General features: G+C 67.0%; 22 protein-coding genes. 17 read left to right on the forward strand and 5 right to left on the reverse strand.

Features of this window, described 5'->3' with window-relative positions; genetic code table 11:
* Positions 1–105: 105 nt before the first annotated feature.
* Positions 106–726 carry a septation protein A gene (locus GO308_RS07380; protein WP_240884909.1) on the forward strand — a complete coding sequence of 207 codons (621 nt, stop codon included), beginning with the start codon at positions 106–108 and terminating at the stop codon, positions 724–726.
* A 137-nt stretch (positions 727–863) separates the two neighbouring features.
* Here the strand turns inward: GO308_RS07380 and GO308_RS07385 are convergent, their stop codons facing one another.
* Together GO308_RS07385 and pspF are read right to left on the reverse strand one after the other, a co-directional pair.
* On the reverse strand, positions 864–1,484 hold the full coding sequence (locus GO308_RS07385) for a superoxide dismutase (protein ID WP_240884912.1): 621 nt from the start codon (positions 1,482–1,484) through the stop codon (positions 864–866).
* A gap of 115 nt (positions 1,485–1,599) precedes the next feature.
* Entirely contained in the window at positions 1,600–2,640 is a 1,041-nt protein-coding gene (gene pspF, locus GO308_RS07390) for a phage shock protein operon transcriptional activator (RefSeq protein WP_066479941.1), read from the reverse strand.
* 175 nt (positions 2,641–2,815) lie between these two features.
* Between pspF and GO308_RS07395 the strand changes: the two genes are divergently transcribed.
* The 13 genes from GO308_RS07395 (at position 2,816) to GO308_RS07455 (ending at position 9,183) form a co-directional block, all read left to right on the forward strand.
* Positions 2,816–3,307, forward strand: coding sequence for a TonB family protein (locus GO308_RS07395; RefSeq protein WP_240884914.1), 492 nt, complete (start codon positions 2,816–2,818; stop codon positions 3,305–3,307).
* An 81-nt stretch (positions 3,308–3,388) separates the two neighbouring features.
* Positions 3,389–4,057 carry a phage shock protein PspA gene (gene pspA, locus GO308_RS07400; RefSeq protein WP_066479947.1) on the forward strand — a complete coding sequence of 223 codons (669 nt, stop codon included), beginning with the start codon at positions 3,389–3,391 and terminating at the stop codon, positions 4,055–4,057.
* 4 nt (positions 4,058–4,061) lie between these two features.
* Complete coding sequence (gene pspB / locus GO308_RS07405) at positions 4,062–4,331, forward strand: envelope stress response membrane protein PspB (RefSeq protein WP_066479950.1); 270 nt, start codon at positions 4,062–4,064, stop codon at positions 4,329–4,331.
* A 1-nt stretch (position 4,332) separates the two neighbouring features.
* The gene (gene pspC, locus GO308_RS07410) at positions 4,333–4,713 is read left to right on the forward strand and encodes an envelope stress response membrane protein PspC (RefSeq protein ID WP_066479952.1); all 381 of its coding nucleotides are present in this window, start codon (positions 4,333–4,335) and stop codon (positions 4,711–4,713) included.
* Between the two features lie 30 nt (positions 4,714–4,743).
* A complete protein-coding gene (locus tag GO308_RS07415; protein ID WP_066479954.1) occupies positions 4,744–5,022 on the forward strand; it encodes a hypothetical protein in 279 nt (92 codons plus the stop codon).
* Positions 5,023–5,052: 30 nt separating this feature from the next.
* On the forward strand, positions 5,053–5,343 hold the full coding sequence (locus tag GO308_RS07420; RefSeq protein WP_240884915.1) for a hypothetical protein: 291 nt from the start codon (positions 5,053–5,055) through the stop codon (positions 5,341–5,343).
* 26 nt (positions 5,344–5,369) lie between these two features.
* Positions 5,370–5,690: a hypothetical protein gene (locus GO308_RS07425; protein ID WP_066479960.1), complete on the forward strand. Its 321-nt coding sequence runs from the start codon at positions 5,370–5,372 to the stop codon at positions 5,688–5,690.
* Positions 5,691–5,704: 14 nt separating this feature from the next.
* Positions 5,705–6,031, forward strand: a complete 327-nt coding sequence (locus tag GO308_RS07430; RefSeq protein ID WP_066548390.1) for a hypothetical protein — start codon at positions 5,705–5,707, stop codon at positions 6,029–6,031.
* Between the two features lie 11 nt (positions 6,032–6,042).
* Positions 6,043–6,318 carry a hypothetical protein gene (locus tag GO308_RS07435; RefSeq protein WP_240884917.1) on the forward strand — a complete coding sequence of 92 codons (276 nt, stop codon included), beginning with the start codon at positions 6,043–6,045 and terminating at the stop codon, positions 6,316–6,318.
* A gap of 92 nt (positions 6,319–6,410) precedes the next feature.
* Positions 6,411–6,650 (forward strand): hypothetical protein, encoded by a 240-nt coding sequence (locus GO308_RS07440; RefSeq protein ID WP_066548396.1) that lies wholly within the window; start codon positions 6,411–6,413, stop codon positions 6,648–6,650.
* Between the two features lie 253 nt (positions 6,651–6,903).
* The gene (locus GO308_RS07445) at positions 6,904–7,311 is read left to right on the forward strand and encodes a SufE family protein (protein ID WP_240884919.1); all 408 of its coding nucleotides are present in this window, start codon (positions 6,904–6,906) and stop codon (positions 7,309–7,311) included.
* Positions 7,312–7,619: 308 nt separating this feature from the next.
* Positions 7,620–8,588: a glutathione synthase gene (gshB, locus tag GO308_RS07450; protein WP_240884921.1), complete on the forward strand. Its 969-nt coding sequence runs from the start codon at positions 7,620–7,622 to the stop codon at positions 8,586–8,588.
* Complete coding sequence (locus GO308_RS07455) at positions 8,581–9,183, forward strand: DedA family protein (protein WP_240884923.1); 603 nt, start codon at positions 8,581–8,583, stop codon at positions 9,181–9,183. Before gshB ends, GO308_RS07455 begins: the two co-directional genes overlap by 8 nt.
* A 176-nt stretch (positions 9,184–9,359) precedes the next feature.
* Here the strand turns inward: GO308_RS07455 and GO308_RS07460 are convergent, their stop codons facing one another.
* The gene (locus GO308_RS07460; protein WP_066547520.1) at positions 9,360–10,250 is read right to left on the reverse strand and encodes a tyrosine recombinase XerC; all 891 of its coding nucleotides are present in this window, start codon (positions 10,248–10,250) and stop codon (positions 9,360–9,362) included.
* Between the two features lie 68 nt (positions 10,251–10,318).
* On the opposite strand from GO308_RS07460, the gene GO308_RS07465 reads away from it, so the two are divergent.
* Complete coding sequence (locus tag GO308_RS07465) at positions 10,319–10,678, forward strand: hypothetical protein (protein ID WP_066547523.1); 360 nt, start codon at positions 10,319–10,321, stop codon at positions 10,676–10,678.
* A 13-nt stretch (positions 10,679–10,691) separates the two neighbouring features.
* On the opposite strand, the gene fsa is transcribed toward GO308_RS07465, so the two are convergent.
* Positions 10,692–11,345, reverse strand: coding sequence for a fructose-6-phosphate aldolase (fsa, locus tag GO308_RS07470; RefSeq protein WP_066547526.1), 654 nt, complete (start codon positions 11,343–11,345; stop codon positions 10,692–10,694).
* A 97-nt stretch (positions 11,346–11,442) separates the two neighbouring features.
* On the opposite strand from fsa, the gene GO308_RS07475 reads away from it, so the two are divergent.
* Positions 11,443–12,924 (forward strand): diguanylate cyclase, encoded by a 1,482-nt coding sequence (locus GO308_RS07475; protein WP_240884931.1) that lies wholly within the window; start codon positions 11,443–11,445, stop codon positions 12,922–12,924.
* 60 nt (positions 12,925–12,984) lie between these two features.
* Positions 12,985–15,156 carry a primosomal protein N' gene (locus GO308_RS07480; protein ID WP_240884939.1) on the forward strand — a complete coding sequence of 724 codons (2,172 nt, stop codon included), beginning with the start codon at positions 12,985–12,987 and terminating at the stop codon, positions 15,154–15,156.
* 67 nt (positions 15,157–15,223) lie between these two features.
* On the opposite strand, the gene GO308_RS07485 is transcribed toward GO308_RS07480, so the two are convergent.
* On the reverse strand, positions 15,224–15,646 hold the full coding sequence (locus GO308_RS07485; RefSeq protein WP_240884940.1) for a (deoxy)nucleoside triphosphate pyrophosphohydrolase: 423 nt from the start codon (positions 15,644–15,646) through the stop codon (positions 15,224–15,226).
* Positions 15,647–15,660: the final 14 nt, after the last annotated feature.

Consider the following 15,660-nt stretch of genomic DNA (forward strand, 5'->3'; position numbering starts at 1 on the left):
GGGCTTCTGGCAGGTGAGGCGCTAAGTTGGCCAGCGGTCCCGGCCTCTGCCGGGACGACGCGACATCGGTTGAAGCGCCGCCCCGCGCGCCCTACACGACACGCCATGTCACCCACCGAACGCCCCGCCCTATCGCCCGGCCTGCGCATGGCCGTCGATTTCGGCCCGCTTGCCGTTTTCTTCCTGGTCAACACGCTAAGCGGCGGGCCCCAGCTCAGCCGTATCCTGGCCGCGACCGCCGCCTTCATGGTGGCGATCATCGCCGCGATGGTGCTGTCGTGGTGGAAGGCGCGACACATCTCGCCGATGCTGTGGATTTCGAGCGCGTTGGTGCTGCTGTTCGGCAGCCTGACCCTCTATTTTCATGACGAGACGTTCATCAAGATCAAGCCGACCATCGTCTACACGATGTTCGCGGTCATCCTCGCCTATGGTTTGGCGACCGGACGGCCGCTGCTCCAGATGCTGCTCGAAAGCGCCTATCCCGGCTTGAGCGCGATCGGATGGCGAAAGCTGACGCGCAACTGGACGATCTTCTTCGCCTTCATGGCGGTGTTGAACGAGGTCGTCTGGCGGTCGGCGAGCTGGGATTTCTGGGTCGGGTTCAAGCTGTGGGGCGCGGCGCCGCTGACCCTGCTCTTTGCCTTTGCCAACATTCCGATGCTGCTCAGGCACGGGCTTCAGACCGAACCCCCCGCCGACATACCGGTGCCGCCGGAGGGCTGACCACATGGCGTCGCCCCGGCGCAGGCCGGGGCCGTTGGCAGTTGGAGCCCGACTTCGGCGAGCGATCCCGGCCTTCAACGGGATGACGTATAAGCGGCCGGCCGCCCCGCTTTGCGCCGGGGCGGCCCGCCTTCAGCTCAGCCCTGGTCGGCGCGGCTCACGCCCTCGCCGTCGAGATTTTGCGCCACGAATTCCCAGTTGATCAGGTTCGCGGTCACCGCGTCCAGATAGGCCGGGCGCGCATTGCGGTAGTCGACATAATAGGCATGCTCCCACACGTCGATGGTCAGCAGCGGCTTCATGCCGTCATGGACGACCGGGGTGTCGGCATCATGGAGCGAGGTCACCTTCAGGCTGCCGCCGTCGAGCACCAGCCAGCCCCAGCCGCTGGCGAAATGGCCGACGCTCTCGGCCTTGATCTTCTCGACCAGCGCCTCGGCCGAGCCGAAGCTTTCGTTGATCATCTCGGCCAGCTTGCCGCTCGGCGCCTGCTTCTCGGGCGACAGGCAGTGCCAGAAGAAGGTGTGGTTCCAGATCTGCGCGGAATTATTGAACAGGCCCTTGTCGCCCGCGTCCTTGGCATGGCGGATCAGCGCCGACAGCGAATGACCGCCAAGGCCCTTTTCCTCGACCAGGCCGTTGGTCTTGTCGACATAGGCCTTGTGGTGCTTGCCATGGTGGAATTCGAGCGTTTCGGCCGACATGTGCGGTGCCAGCGCGTCCTTGGCATAGGGCAGTGCGGGAAGTTCAAAGGCCATAATGTCCTCCTTGGCAGTAACGGCTCGGGTGTCCGCCTAACGCATCAGGCCGCGCTTTGCCGCATCAAAATTCCGCTGACTGACCCAAGGACGGTACGTCGGGCGCAATTTCGCCTCAGCCCAGGTGCCCGAGCAGATTGTGCCGCTTGAGCGCATGGCGCAGCTGATCATAGCTAAGCCCCAGCGCATCGGCGGTCGCGCGCTGGTTGAACCGCTGCTCGGCCAGCGCGCGCGCCAGCAACTCGCGCTCGAACCGGTTGACCCGGCTCTTGAAGTCCTGCCCCTCGCACGGCGCCTCGCCGATCGGCGGCGGGGCGACTGCCGGGCTCGCTGCGGGCGCGACCCCACCGTCGGCGGGGGTCGGGACAGTGGCCGGGCCCGGGCGATAGGGCGATGCGAACGGATCGATCTCGATCGCGTCGATCGGCCCCGCGATTTCCCAGCGATAGACCGCGCGCTCGACGACGTTGCGCAGTTCGCGGACATTGCCCGGCCAGTGATACTGGGTCAGCTGGTCGAGCGCGAGCGGGCCGAATCCTTCCCATCGGTCGCGGCCCAGTTCCGACGCCATGCGCCGGCCGAAATGTTCGGCCAGCACCAGGATGTCGCCGGCACGCGCGCGCAGCGGCGGCAGCGTCACGACCTCGAACGACAGCCGGTCGAGCAGGTCGGCGCGAAACGTGCCCCGATCGACCCGGTCGGGCAGATGTTCGTTGGTCGCCGCCACGATGCGTACGTCGACGCGCAACGGCCGCGATGAACCGATCCGCGTCACCTCGCCATATTCAACCGCGCGCAGCAGCCGCTCCTGCGCCGCCATCGACAATGTGCCGAGTTCATCGAGGAACAGCGTGCCGCCATGCGCTTCCTCGAACCGGCCGGCGCGCGACTTGGTCGCCCCGGTGAATGCGCCCGCCTCATGCCCGAACAGCTCGGCTTCGATCAGGGTTTCGGGAAGTGCCGCGCAGTTCATCACGATCAGCGGCTGGTCCCAGCGCGGGCTGAGCCGATGTAGTCGTTCGGCAACCAGTTCCTTGCCGGTGCCGCGTTCGCCGATCACCAGCACCGGGCGGTCGAGCGCGGCGGCGCGACTGGCACGCTCCAGCACGTCCAGAAAGACGGTCGACTGTCCGATGACCTGGCTCGCGCGTTCCATGGCCTGGCACTTGGCGTAGAATCCCAACACTTGGCAAGTGTCGATCGCATCGCGGCCCGTTCATCGGGGCGAAAGGTCGCAAAACCGCCACTCCTTGATTTGGCACAGCGGTTGCAAAGCCTGTTGCACCACCCGCAGCGGTGGACAACGATACCAAGGTTCAGGGAGAAAACCCATGGAACGCCAGAATGCCACGACCCGCCTTGCCACCCTGCTCCCCGTCGGGATTTGCGGTGCGGCGCTGCTGCTCGGTCTTGCCCAGCCCGCCGCCGCCGAGGCGCGCGAAATGAGCCGTGACCAGTGGATGGCGCGTGTGGCCAACAGCCTCAATGCGAACATCCGCTCGATCGACGGTGTGCCGCAGGCGGTTCGCCAGAACGCGGCAGCGATCGTCGCCGTGACGTTCGACGCCGACGGCAAGTGCCGCGGCGCGACGCTGGCCCGGCCGACCGGAAACGCCGTGCTCGACCGCGAAGCGATGCGCGCGGTGTCGAAGGTCAATTTCCCGCAGATGCCCCAGGCGCTGCGCGGGTCGGCCCGTACCGTCGCGATGGAGGTGTTCTTCGGCGACCCGAGCCTCAACCCCGAGCGGGCGAAGATCCGCAACACCTCGACCAAGGTCGCTCGCGGCCACGTCAAGAGCAACCCGGACAGCCTGAACAGCTGATCCGTCCCGGCCGGGGCGGCGACGCCCCCAACGTCGCCCCGGCCCGTCAAACCTGATTGCACGCACGAAGGAGTATCCCAGATGGGCATTTTTTCCCGAACCCGCGACATCATCGCCGCGAACGTCACCGACCTGCTCGACAAGGCGGAGGACCCGGCCAAGATGATCCGGATGATCATCCTCGAAATGGAGGAGACTCTGGTCGAGGTTCGCGCCTCCGCCGCGCGCACCATCGCGGATCAAAAGGAAATGCGCCGCCACATCGCCAAGCTTGAGAAGCTGCAGGAGAGCTGGACCGAAAAGGCCGAGCTCGCGCTGAGCAAGGGCCGCGAGGATCTGGCCAAGGCCGCGCTGGTCGAAAAGCAGAAGGCCGCCGACATGGCCGAGCAGCTCGCCCAGGAGATCCATGTGCTCGACGATGCGCTCAAGGCGTCGGAAGAGGACATCACCAAGCTGCAGAACAAGCTGCGCGAGGCACGCGCCCGCCAGAACTCGATCGTCACCCGGCTCGAAAGCGCGACCAATCGCCTGCGCGTGCGCGAAATGTACGCCGGTGAGCGGATGCAGGACGCCTTCAGCCGCTTCGACCTGATGGAGCGTCGCGTCGACCTGGCCGAAGGCCGGGCGGATGCGGCCGGCCTGGGCGGCGCGCCCAAGTCGCTGGAGGAGGAGATCGCCGAGCTCAAGTCGGCCGAGAAGGTCGATGCCGAGCTGGCCGCGCTGAAGGCCCGCCTGAACAAGGAGGGCTGACGCCATGGAAGACGTCTTCCTTCCCATCATGATCGTGGGGATGCTCTTCATCGGGCTCCCCTGGGTGGTCATGCACTACATCACCAAGTGGAAGCAGTCGGCGACGCTGACCGGCGAGGACGAAAAACTCCTCGACGAACTCCACTACACCGCCCGCCGGCTCGAGGAGCGGCTCCAGACCGTGGAGCGCATCATCGCCGCCGACGACCCCGATTTCCGGCCGAACCAGGCATCGCCTGAGCCCACCGGCTACGACTATACCAGGAGGAACTGAAATGTCCGCCAGCCGCACGAAACTCTATCTCGACAAACAGAACGGCAAATGGTCGGGCGTGTGCGCCGGGATCGCCGACTATACCGGGGTCGACGTGATGTGGGTCCGGATCGGGGCCGTCATCCTGACGCTGCTGGGCGGGTTTCCCTGGACGATCATCGCCTATTTCATGATCGCCTGGCTTGCGCCGGTAAAGCCTTCGGGCCTGTATGGCAGCCCCGAGGACGCCAAGTTCTGGCAGGGCGTGCGCTCGAACCCCAGCCGTTCGACGTCGGAAGTCCGCTCGAAGTTCCGCGACATCGACCGTCGCCTCGCCGACATCGAGCTCTACTATACCAGCCGCAACCGCCGCCTCGCCGACGAAATCGACAGCCTGCGGTAAGCACCATCGGGCACAACAGGGAAGACGAACATGTCCGAACATCTGCTGATGGAGTTGATGAAGCCGCTGATGCTGCTCGCCGCGCTGGGCCTGACGACCTGGCTGGCCGCCAGCTGGCTTCGGGGCCGCACGGGCCAGGCAGGCCAGGCCGCCGCCACCGAAAACGCCGCCGAGATCGCCGCGCTGCGCCAGGAGAATGAGCGGCTCAATTTCAACCTCCGGCTGATCGAGGAGCGCGTCGAAGTGCTCGAAGTGATCGCCACCGATCCCGCCCGCCGCGTGGCGCGCGAGATCGAGACGCTGGCCTGAACGGCCTTCGATGAAACAGGGAGAAGCACAATGAGCTGGGGTGGACCGAATTTCGTCATCGCGCTCATCGCCATGTCGATGATCGGCGGTCTGGTCACCACCTGGATACGCGCCAAGAACGGCTATCCGATCGAGGATGAACGGGGCGAGATGACCCCGCGTCCGAACCCGGATGCTGATCGCAAGATCGAACTGCTGTCGCACGAAAACGAGCGGCTGACGGGTCAGATCATGCGGCTCGAGGAGCGCATCGCAGTGCTGGAACGGATCGCTACCGATCCCGCCGACCGCATCGCCCGAGAGATCGACGCGCTGCGTTGATCGCCACGAACAGGGAAGCAAAGTTCATGGAACATATCGGACAGATTCTGAACGCGGCGCCGCTGATCGTCACGCTCACCGCACTCGGGATCGGCGGCTGGGTGCTCACCACGTGGATGCGGGTCAAACATGGCTATCCGCTTGACGGTGCCTGGGGCCAGTCCATCTATCCGCAGCGTAATGACGAGGCGATGGAACGGATCAAGCTGCTCAGCCAGGAAAACGCGCAGCTGCGCGCCGAACTGGGCGCGGTCAAGGACCGGCTCGCCAATGTCGAGCGGATTGTCACCGATAGCAGCCACCTGCTCGACCGCGAGATCGAGCAGCTGCGCGGGCGGTCGAATTGAGAGGGTGAGACGCGATGAAGGAATTCATTCTGTGGGGTCTGATGATCCTGGTTATCGGGGGCGCAGCTTGGTCCACGATTGCTGGGAGCATCGAGGAAAACCGCAAAAATCGCGAACAGGCTGAAAAAGATAAGCTGATCGCCGACCTGCAGCGCCGGGCGCAGGAAAGCGAGCTGGTGATTGCCAGATTGACCACTCAGGACAGTGACGAAGTCGCGCACCTGTCCGCCCACATCAAGCGTCTGGAACAGCGCATCCGGGTCCTTGAGCGCGTCGTCACCGATCGCGGCACCGTATTGGCGCACGAAATCGACGCGCTGCGCGATGAAGCGGTAAGCTGAGGGAGAGCATCATGGACAAGGGCTGGATGGTCATCGGTTTCTTCTTCATCGTCGTCGGCCTGCCCGTGATGCTTGGCGTGGGCGGCGACATGTTCAAGCGGTGGCTGAAGCACAAGGAAGCGATGACCAAGGCGCTCAATGCGCAAACCGCCGAAAAGGCCGCGCAATATGCCGCGCAGGTCGAACGGCTGGAACAGCGGGTGCGCGTGCTGGAGCGCGTCGTCACCGACCGCGGCACCACGCTGGCCCATGAAATCGAGACGCTGCGCGATCAGCCGCTGAACTGACGCGCAATCAGGGAATAGCGACGCACCGACGGCTGCGGTGAGCAACGCCACAGCCGACTCCGGAACCGCGTCCGACACAAGGGAGCGAGAACATGACCGACCCGATGCTCACCCTCGCGATCACCACCGCGCTGCTCGCCGGCGTGGCGATGATCACCGCCGCGGCGCTCACCGCCTGGCGCGGCTGGCTGGCACTCAAGCAGCAGGAGCTGATGGTCACGGGCCAGAGCGCCCAGCCCCAGCCAAGCTCGGCCGGCGCGCGGATCGAGATTGCGGACCTCAAGGAACGCGTCCGCAAGCTGGAAGCGATCGCAGCGGGGGTGGATCTCTGATTGGCGAGCGGCCCCAGCGTTGAGGGTCGCTGGATTAGCCAGAGGCCCTGGCCTGCGGGAGGTGCTTAAAGTGGTGAGAGGCCCCGGCCTCCGCCGGGGCGACGACAGGTAGCGCGTCGGCCCAGCGCAGGGGCCCCCGCAAAGTAGTAATTTGCGGGAAACCCCGAAGGCCGGGGCCTTTAGCAGAACCGGGAGCCCCCCTCGCCCCCAATCCCGCATTCCCATCCGCGCCGTGCCCGCTATATCGCGCCGCATGACAAAGCTTGCCGACCTAGCCGACGAATATGGCTTCCTCGATCCCGACGACCGCTACCGCCTGCTGATCGACCTTGGCCGCGGGCTCGCGCCCATGCCCGAAGCGCTCAAGACCGATGCGACGCTGGTGCGCGGCTGCTCCGCCTCGGTCTGGGTCTATCCGACCGTGCGCGACGACGGCACGCTGCACTTCCTCGCCGACAGCAATGCCGCGATCACCAAGGGGATCATCGCGCTCGTGCTGCTCACCGTGCAGGACCAGCCGCCGCCCGCGATCCTGGCGACCGACATCGACACCGCGCTCGCGCCCTTCGACCTCAAGAACCAGCTCAGCTCCAACCGCACCCAGGGCATTCCGAACATGATCGCGCTGATCCGCGAAACGGCCGCGCGCTACGCCGGGTGAACGCGACGGCGCTTTCGCATGGGGGAAACTGGTCCTATGGCACTCAAATTCATCCCTCACCGCTCATGTTGAAAAGCTGACTCATCCGTGTCGTCTTTGAGCATCATACCCCAGACTTTCCCGTCACCCCGGCCTCGCGCCGGGGTCCCGCTTCTTCTTGTGGCGGATCAGGCAGCGGGACCCCGGGTCAAGCCCGGGGTGACGGTAGAAGGTTGGCCGCGCTTGGCTTCAAACTCCAACGCTGGGTCAGCCGCTCAACATCCGAGGTCCGGGAAAGACTGGTTCGCACACCCCCACAAGGACGCTCGATGACCCTGACCGTCGCCATCCAGATGGACCCGCTGGACCAGATCAACATTGCCGGGGACTCGAGCTTCGCGCTCATGCTCTCGGCCCAAGCGCGTGGACACCGGCTGTTCCATTATGCGCCCGAGGACCTCAATTATTCCGCCGGCCGCGTTTGGACGCGCGCGCATCCGGTCACCGTGCGGCGCGAGGTCGGCAACCATTTCGACTTCGCCGATCCGATCCGCCTTGACCTGGGCGAGGACGCGGATGTCGTGCTGATGCGCCAGGACCCGCCCTTCGACCTGGGCTACATCACCGCCACCCATTTGCTCGAACGGATCAGCGACCGGACTTTGGTGGTCAACGATCCCGCATCGGTGCGCAACGCGCCCGAAAAGGTCTGGGTGCTCGATTTCGCGCAATATATGCCGCCGACGCTGGTCACCCGATCGGTCGACGAAGCCCGCGCGTTCCTCGCGGAGCACGGCGCGATCGTCGTCAAGCCGCTGCACGGCAATGGCGGCAAGGCGATCTTCAAGATCGACGCCGATGGCCAGAACCTGTCCTCGCTGATCGAGGTGTTCAACCAGGCCTATCGCGAGCCGCACATGGTCCAGGCGTTCCTTCCCGAAATCGCGAAGGGCGACAAGCGCATCGTGCTGGTCGACGGCGAAATCGCGGGCGCGATCAACCGCCTGCCCGGCGAGGGCGAAATCCGGTCTAACCTGGCGGTCGGCGGATCGGCGATTGCGACCGACCTGACGGAGCGCGAGCGCGAGATCTGCGCCGCGCTCGGCCCGGAGTTGAAGCGGCGCGGGCTGATCTTCGTCGGCATCGACGTGATCGGCGGCCAGTGGCTGACCGAAATCAACGTCACCTCGCCGACCGGCATCGTCGCGATCGACCGGTTCAACGGCACCGACACCGCCGGCATGATCTGGGACGCGATCGAGGCGCGCGTCGCCGCACGGAGCGCGCGCCATGGGTGACTGGATCCGCGAGCTGATCGAACAATCCTCCTATCTGGGGGTGTTCCTGCTGATGCTGCTGGAGACCGTGTTCCCGCCCATCCCGTCGGAAATCATCATGTCGCTGTCCGGCCTTCAGGCGGCGCGCGGCACGATGACCTTGTGGGGCGTGATCCTGGCCGGCACGGCGGGTGCGATGGTCGGCAACGTCCTGTGGTACGCCTTTGCCCGCTGGCTGGGCTATGACCGGTTCAAGCCGATCATCGACCGCTGGGGCCGCTGGCTGACGCTCGACTGGCGCGAAGTGAAGCGGGCGGATGCGTTCTTCGACAAATATGACCATTGGTTCGTCTTCCTCGGCCGGATGATGCCGACGATCCGCTCCCTGGTGTCGATTCCCGCCGGGCTGTTCGAAATGCCGTGGCGCGAATTCCTGATCTGGTCGACGCTCGGCACGCTGGGCTGGACCACGGCGCTGGCGGTCGCGGGCTATGAGCTGGGTTCGCGCTATGCTCAGGTCGACGAATGGCTGGGACCGGTGTCGACCGGGGTCATCATCGCGATGGTCGCCTATTATGTGATCCGGGTGTTTACCTGGAAGCCGCGCGAAGATTGAGGCGATAAAGCCCCTCCCCTTCAGGGGAGGGGTTGGGGTGGGGCCTGTCCGCTGGCCGCGACGCTGTTTGACACGCCTCACGTCGCCCCAGCGCAGGCTGGGGCCTCAAGCCACTTGCGGAACCTCTGCGGCACGAGATGCCAGCCTGCGCTGGCATGACGGGTTGGGGTGCCCCCTCACGCCCGCGGATGGGCGTTGCGATACACATCCATCAGGTGCGCGGCATCGACCGCGGTATAGACCTGCGTCGAACTCAGGCTCGCATGGCCGAGCAGTGCCTGGAGCGCGCGCAGATCGGCCCCTCGACCCAGCAGATGCGTGGCGAAGCTGTGGCGCAGCGCATGCGGCGTGGTGCGATCGCCCAGCCCCAGCCGCACCCGCGCCCGGCGCACCGACCGGCGGATGATCGCCGGTGAGAGCGGCCCGCCGCGCGCGCCCCGGAACAGCGGCGCATCGCGCGCAACGCCAAAGGGGCACAGCCGCACATAAGCCTCGATCGCCTCGCGCACCTGCGGCAGCAGCGGCACCAGCCGCGTCTTGGCCCGCTTGCCCGTGACGACCAGCGTCTCGCCGAGCGGCAGGATCGCGCCGGTCAGCGCCATCGCCTCGCCGATGCGCAGCCCCGCGCCATAAAGCAGCATCAGCACTGCCCAGTCGCGTGCCGAAATCCACGCTTCGTCCGATTGCTCCGCAACATCCTCGGCCAGTGCAACGGCCTCGTCGGGCGCGATCGGCCGCGGCACGCCTTTCTTGACGCGCGGGCCTTTCAGGCGCGGCAGTTCCGCCCCCTCGCCGCCCGCGAATTTCAGGAACGCGCGCACCGCCGACAATTCGCGCGCCGCCGACAGATTGCCGATCCCCTCGCCCCGCCGCGCCGCCAGGAACGCGCGCAGGTCCGCCGGGGTCACGCGGGCGAGCGCCGCCGCATCCACCTGCGCCCCCCAATGCCCGCCCAGAAACGCCAGCAACCGCTCCGCCGTCGCCTGATACGCCCGCACCGTATGCACCGACCGCCGCCGGTCGCGGGAGAGATGCGCCGCGAAAGCGAGTGGGAGCGGACCTGTCACGCGCGCGAGTCTAGCGTTGACCGCCACCGCGAAACAATCGAGTTTGGCGGGCGAAGCAAGGAGCTGACATGCTGCCCATCGCGATCATCCTTTTGCTGGCCCAGGCGAGCCCCGCGCCGGCCAGCCCAGCCCCGCTCGGCGGCGAATGGGTGGTCGATCTCAGCAGCAACCCGAACGACCCGCCCTATACCAAGCCGATGGTCCTCGACCTCAGGCCCGACGGCAGCGTCGCGGGCAGCTTTTACGACAGCACGATCGAATCCGGCCGCTGGAAAACCGACCGCAATCGGACCTGTGTGAGTTTCCGGACAAGTGACGGGGTCGGCCCCTATCACAGCGCCGCGTGCCTCGTCGGCGACAGCGTTCAGGGACAGACCTGGGCCGAACACCGCACCTTCCTGTTCAACTGGAACGCGGTGCGCAAATAACGGCCGTGCGCGGTCACCCGATCGTCTGGCCCGTCGCTTTCCAGTCGGCCAGGAAGCCTTCGATCCCCTTGTCGGTCAGCGGGTGCTTGACCAGCTGGCGGATCACCGAGGGCGGCGCGGTCATCACGTCCGCGCCGATCTTGGCGGCTTCCAGGATGTGGACCGGGTGGCGGACGCTGGCGACCAGGATTTCGGTGCCGAAGGCGTAATTGTCATAGATCAGCCGGATGTCGGCGATCAGCTCCATGCCGTCGAAGCCGTTGTCGTCGTGGCGGCCGACGAATGGCGAGATGAAGGTCGCCCCCGCCTTGGCCGCGAGCAGCGCCTGGTTGGCGGAAAAGCACAGGGTCACGTTGACCATCGTGCCGTCGCTGGTCAGCGCCTTGCACGCGCGCAGGCCGTCGATGGTCAGCGGCACCTTTACCGCGACATTGTCGGCGATCTTCCGCACGATCTCCGCCTCGCGCATCATGCCCTCGTAATCGAGCGCGACGACCTCGGCCGACACCGGCCCGTCGACGATCGCGCAGATTTCGCGGACGACCTCCAGGAAATCGCGCCCCGATTTGTGGATCAGCGACGGGTTGGTGGTGACGCCGTCGACCAGGCCCGATTCGGCCAGCGATCGGATTTCGGCGGTGTCGGCGGTGTCGACAAAGAATTTCATCGGGTGTGCTCCCTGGTTTAGCCGTCCTTTCGCCGATCGGTCCGCAGCGGGCAAGCGTTGCACGCTAATTTAACCAACGCCCGAATAGATCGGCAGGATGTTCGAACCCATCGTACCGCCAACGCCGGAAGAGGAGGGTCGTCAGCGCGCGCTCGACGCCCAGGCATTGCTGGATACGCCCCGCGAAGCCGCGTTCGACGCGCTGGTGCGCATTGCTGCCGAAGTCCTCGACGTGCCGGTGGCGATGCTCACCCTGGTCGACCGCGCGCGGGTGTGGACCAAGGCGTCGACCGGCGTCGACCGGATCGAGCTGCCGCGGGCGAATGCGCTGTGCGACGTCACCGTCGCGAACGGCGATGTCGTCGAGATCAGCGATCTGTTGAGCGAGCCGCAATTTGCCGACCGCATGGGCCTGACCGAGCATCACCAGATCCGCTTCTATATCGGCGCGCCGGTCACGGCGGCGATCGACCATGATGTCGAACCGCGGGTGATCGGCACGCTGTGCGGGATCGACCACCAGCCGCGCACGCTCACCGCGCGCCAGCAGGAACAGCTGCGCGAGCTGGCCGTGATCGCCGGAACGCTGATCGCGGCACGCACCAGCGCGCATCAGGCGATGACGCTGGCAGAAAGCGCGAGCGCGGGTGCCCAGGCGCTGCGCCGTCAGGAGCGGACCTTTCACCAGGCCGAGCGGCTGGCGATGATCGGTTCGTGGCGCTATTCGATCGTCGACAACACCGTCGTCTGGTCCGAGGGCGTGTATCGCATCCACGAGCTCGATCCCGGCAGCCCGCTGACCGTGGAAACCGCGCTCGATTATTATCCGCCGCACGCCCGCGCAGTCGTCAGCGATGCGCTCGCCCGCACGATCGAAACAGGCGAAAGCTTCAATTTCGAAGTCGATTTCGTCACCGCGCGCCAGCGGCCGTTGCGCGTGCGCTGTATCGGCGAAGTCGAGTTGGAAAAGGGGCGGCCGGTCGCGGTCACCGGCCTGATCCAGGACATCACCGAACGCTACATGATGGAACAGAGCCTCCGCCGGTCGGCGGCCGTCGACGAGGTGACGCGGATCGGCAATCGCGCCGCGTTCAACCGCGAGCTCGAGAACGCGATGGCGCGCGCGCGGCTGGGTGAGGCGCCGCTGACGCTGGTGCTGATCGATCTCGACGGGTTCAAGGCGATCAACGACACCCACGGCCACCTGACCGGCGACGACGTGCTGCGCGCGGTCGGGCGGCGGCTGCGCGCGCCCTATCTCGCCGACAGCTTCGCGGCCCGGCTGGGTGGCGACGAATTTGCCCTGATCGTCACCGACCCGGCGATCTGCGCGGATCCCGCCCCGACGATCGAGCGGCTGACCGGCGACCTCAAGCTGCCGGTCCATACGGGCCAGGGCGCGATCGGCATGTCGGGGACAATCGGCTATTCGGAATTCAGCCCGCTGGTCACGTCGACCCGCGAATTCATCCGCCGCGCCGACGCCGCGCTCTACGAGGCCAAGCGCCTCGAACGCGGCACGGCGCGCAGCTATTCCGGGCTGCGGTTTCGTCCAGGGGTCACCACGCGGGCAGCCTGACGCGCGCACCGCTCCCCTTCCCCGGTTCCCCCGCGTGCCCGCACGCCCTAGATAGCGGCGATGCCTCTTCCCCGCGCTCGCGTGCTCGTCCTCAATTCCGCGCTCGGTCCGCTCGATTACCGGGTGCCCGCCGGCATGACGGTCGAACCGGGCTCGATCGTCGTCGCCCCGCTCGGCCCCCGTCAGCTCGTCGGCGTGGTCTGGGAAGCCGATCGGCTGGTGACCGAGGAGGTGGGCGACAACCGCCTGCGCAATCTGATCGCGGTCGCCGACGCGCCGCCGATCCCCGCCGCGCTGCGCCGCTTGGTCGAATGGGCCGCCGATTATTATCTCGCCCCGCCCGCCGCGGTCCTGCGCATGGCGCTGGCATCGACATCGGCGCTGGAGGGGGTGAAGCGCATCACCGAATATCGCGCAACCGGCGTCGTGCCCGAACGGCTGACGCCGCAACGCGCCCAGGCGATCGAGCGGATCGGCGATCGCCAGGGGCTGATCCGCGAGCTCGCGACGATCGCGGGCGTGTCGGACGCGGTCATTCGCGGGCTGGTCAACGCCGGCGCGATCGCGGCGGTCGAAGTCGATCTTGATTCGCCCTATCCCCTGCCCGACCCCGATCATGCGCCGCCCCGGCTGAACCCGGCCCAGCGCGACGCCGCAACCGCACTGGCCGACGCGGTCGCCGCGCGCGAATTCCAGCCGTTCCTGCTCGACGGCGTCACCGGGTCGGGCAAGACCGAAGTCTATTTCGAAGCGATCGCCCGGGCCTTGCGCGACGGGCGCCAGACGCTCGTGCTGCTGCCCGAAATCGCGCTGACCGAGCCGTTTCTCGATCGCTTCAACGCGCGTTTCGACTGCGCGCCGGTCGCCTGGCATTCCGACCTGCGCCAGTCGCAGCGCCGCCGCGCGTGGCGCGCGATCGCCACCGGCGAGGCGCGGGTGACGGTGGGCGCGCGATCGGCGCTGTTCCTGCCCTATCGCAACCTCGGGCTCATCATCGTCGACGAGGCGCACGAAACGAGCTTCAAGCAGGAAGAGGGCGTGCATTATCACGCCCGCGACGTCGCGGTCATGCGCGCGCGCTTTGAGTTCTGCCCGGTCGTGCTGGCGTCGGCCACGCCCGCGATCGAGACGCGGGTTCAGGTGGCGGCCGGCCGCTACCGCGAACTCCGGCTGCCCGCGCGCCACGGGGGTGCCGAATTGCCGACGATCGAGGCGATCGACCTGATCGCCGAACCGCCGCCGCGCGGCCGCTGGATCGCGCCCCGGCTGGTACAGGCGATCGATGCGACGCTGGCGCGCGGGGAGCAGGCGCTGCTGTTCCTCAACCGTCGCGGCTATGCGCCGCTGACGCTGTGCCGGGCGTGCGGGCACCGCTTCCAGTGCCCGAACTGCACCGCCTGGATGGTCGAGCACCGGCTGATCCATCGTCTGTCGTGTCATCATTGCGGCCACATGATCCCCACCCCGCGCGCCTGTCCCAATTGCGATGCGGAGGATGCCCTGGTCGCCTGCGGCCCGGGGGTGGAGCGGATCGCCGACGAAGTCGCCGCTTTATGGCCCGATGCGCGTGCCGCCGTCGTCACCTCGGACACCATCTGGTCGCCGGCCAAGGCAGCCGAGTTCGTGCGCCGCATGACCGCGCGGGAGATCGACATCGTCATCGGCACGCAATTGGTGACCAAGGGCTATCACTTTCCCGACCTCACGCTGGTCGGCGTGATCGACGGCGACCTGGGTCTTTCCGGCGGCGACCTCCGCGCATCCGAACGCACCTTTCAACAGATCATGCAGGTCGCCGGGCGCGCCGGGCGGGGTGAAAAGCCCGGCCATGTCCTCCTGCAGACCCACCAGCCGACCGCGCCGGTCATGGCGGCACTGGTCAGCGGCGATGCCGAGGGCTTCTACGCCGCCGAAACCCAGGCACGCCGCGAGGCCGACGCCCCGCCCTTCGGCCGGTATGCCGCGATCATCGTCTCGTCCGAGGACAGGGAGGCTGCCGACGACACCGCCCGCGCGATCGGCCGTTCTGCGCCCCATCGCGAGGGCATGCACGTCTATGGCCCCGCCCCCGCCCCGCTCGCGATGCTGCGCGGGCGCCACCGCTTCCGTCTGCTCGTCCACGCGACCCGCGGCCTGGCGGTTCAGGACGAAATTCGCGCATGGCTGGGCACGCTTGCATGGCCGGCGCGCGTCCGGGTCAGCGTCGACGTCGATCCCTACAGCTTCGTGTGAAGATTAGCGTGCGCAACTGGCAAGCAACCCCGGGGTAGGCCAGGGCCGCTCACAAGATCATCCCTCCTTAAATCAACGCCTCGATCAGCCCGATCAGCGGGCGGTCGGCCGGCGGCATCGGCAGGGCGTGGAGTTCGACGGGGCGCAACCATCTGAGCGCGGTCGCATGCCGGGCCGTCGGCACGCCCGTCCATTTGCGCAGCACGAAGACCAGCAGCAACAGATGGCGCGCGCCCAGCGGCGCGCTGGCAAAGACCGCCGGGGCCAGGCACGATGCCTCGACGTCGATGCCCAGTTCCTCGCCAAGCTCGCGGATCAGCGCCGCCTCGGGTGTTTCCCCCGCCTCGATCTTGCCCCCGGGAAACTCCCATAATCCCGCCATGTCACCGCCCGGCGGCCGCTGCTGGACCAGCACGCGGCCGTCGCCGTCGACCATCGCCGCCGCGCAGACCAGCATCAGCGGCGGTGCGGCGGGCGCGGCGGTGAGCATTCATTAACTCCTTT

It is taken from the genome of Sphingomonas sp. SFZ2018-12, from assembly GCF_022496715.1.
In the GTDB taxonomy this organism is placed as follows: Bacteria; Pseudomonadota; Alphaproteobacteria; order Sphingomonadales; family Sphingomonadaceae; genus Sphingomonas.

Bases quoted from the DNA above. Each gene is read 5' to 3' on its own strand.
- GO308_RS07380 (WP_240884909.1), top strand. From the start codon at position 106: ATGTCACCCACCGAACGCCCCGCCCTATCGCCCGGCCTGCGCATGGCC.
- GO308_RS07385 (WP_240884912.1), bottom strand. From the start codon at position 1,484: ATGGCCTTTGAACTTCCCGCACTGCCCTATGCCAAGGACGCGCTGGCA.
- pspF (WP_066479941.1), bottom strand. From the start codon at position 2,640: ATGGAACGCGCGAGCCAGGTCATCGGACAGTCGACCGTCTTTCTGGAC.
- GO308_RS07395 (WP_240884914.1), top strand. From the start codon at position 2,816: ATGGAACGCCAGAATGCCACGACCCGCCTTGCCACCCTGCTCCCCGTC.
- pspA (WP_066479947.1), top strand. From the start codon at position 3,389: ATGGGCATTTTTTCCCGAACCCGCGACATCATCGCCGCGAACGTCACC.
- pspB (WP_066479950.1), top strand. From the start codon at position 4,062: ATGGAAGACGTCTTCCTTCCCATCATGATCGTGGGGATGCTCTTCATC.
- pspC (WP_066479952.1), top strand. From the start codon at position 4,333: ATGTCCGCCAGCCGCACGAAACTCTATCTCGACAAACAGAACGGCAAA.
- GO308_RS07415 (WP_066479954.1), top strand. From the start codon at position 4,744: ATGTCCGAACATCTGCTGATGGAGTTGATGAAGCCGCTGATGCTGCTC.
- GO308_RS07420 (WP_240884915.1), top strand. From the start codon at position 5,053: ATGAGCTGGGGTGGACCGAATTTCGTCATCGCGCTCATCGCCATGTCG.
- GO308_RS07425 (WP_066479960.1), top strand. From the start codon at position 5,370: ATGGAACATATCGGACAGATTCTGAACGCGGCGCCGCTGATCGTCACG.
- GO308_RS07430 (WP_066548390.1), top strand. From the start codon at position 5,705: ATGAAGGAATTCATTCTGTGGGGTCTGATGATCCTGGTTATCGGGGGC.
- GO308_RS07435 (WP_240884917.1), top strand. From the start codon at position 6,043: ATGGACAAGGGCTGGATGGTCATCGGTTTCTTCTTCATCGTCGTCGGC.
- GO308_RS07440 (WP_066548396.1), top strand. From the start codon at position 6,411: ATGACCGACCCGATGCTCACCCTCGCGATCACCACCGCGCTGCTCGCC.
- GO308_RS07445 (WP_240884919.1), top strand. From the start codon at position 6,904: ATGACAAAGCTTGCCGACCTAGCCGACGAATATGGCTTCCTCGATCCC.
- gshB (WP_240884921.1), top strand. From the start codon at position 7,620: ATGACCCTGACCGTCGCCATCCAGATGGACCCGCTGGACCAGATCAAC.
- GO308_RS07455 (WP_240884923.1), top strand. From the start codon at position 8,581: ATGGGTGACTGGATCCGCGAGCTGATCGAACAATCCTCCTATCTGGGG.
- GO308_RS07465 (WP_066547523.1), top strand. From the start codon at position 10,319: ATGCTGCCCATCGCGATCATCCTTTTGCTGGCCCAGGCGAGCCCCGCG.
- fsa (WP_066547526.1), bottom strand. From the start codon at position 11,345: ATGAAATTCTTTGTCGACACCGCCGACACCGCCGAAATCCGATCGCTG.
- GO308_RS07475 (WP_240884931.1), top strand. From the start codon at position 11,443: ATGTTCGAACCCATCGTACCGCCAACGCCGGAAGAGGAGGGTCGTCAG.
- GO308_RS07480 (WP_240884939.1), top strand. From the start codon at position 12,985: ATGCCTCTTCCCCGCGCTCGCGTGCTCGTCCTCAATTCCGCGCTCGGT.
- GO308_RS07485 (WP_240884940.1), bottom strand. From the start codon at position 15,646: ATGCTCACCGCCGCGCCCGCCGCACCGCCGCTGATGCTGGTCTGCGCG.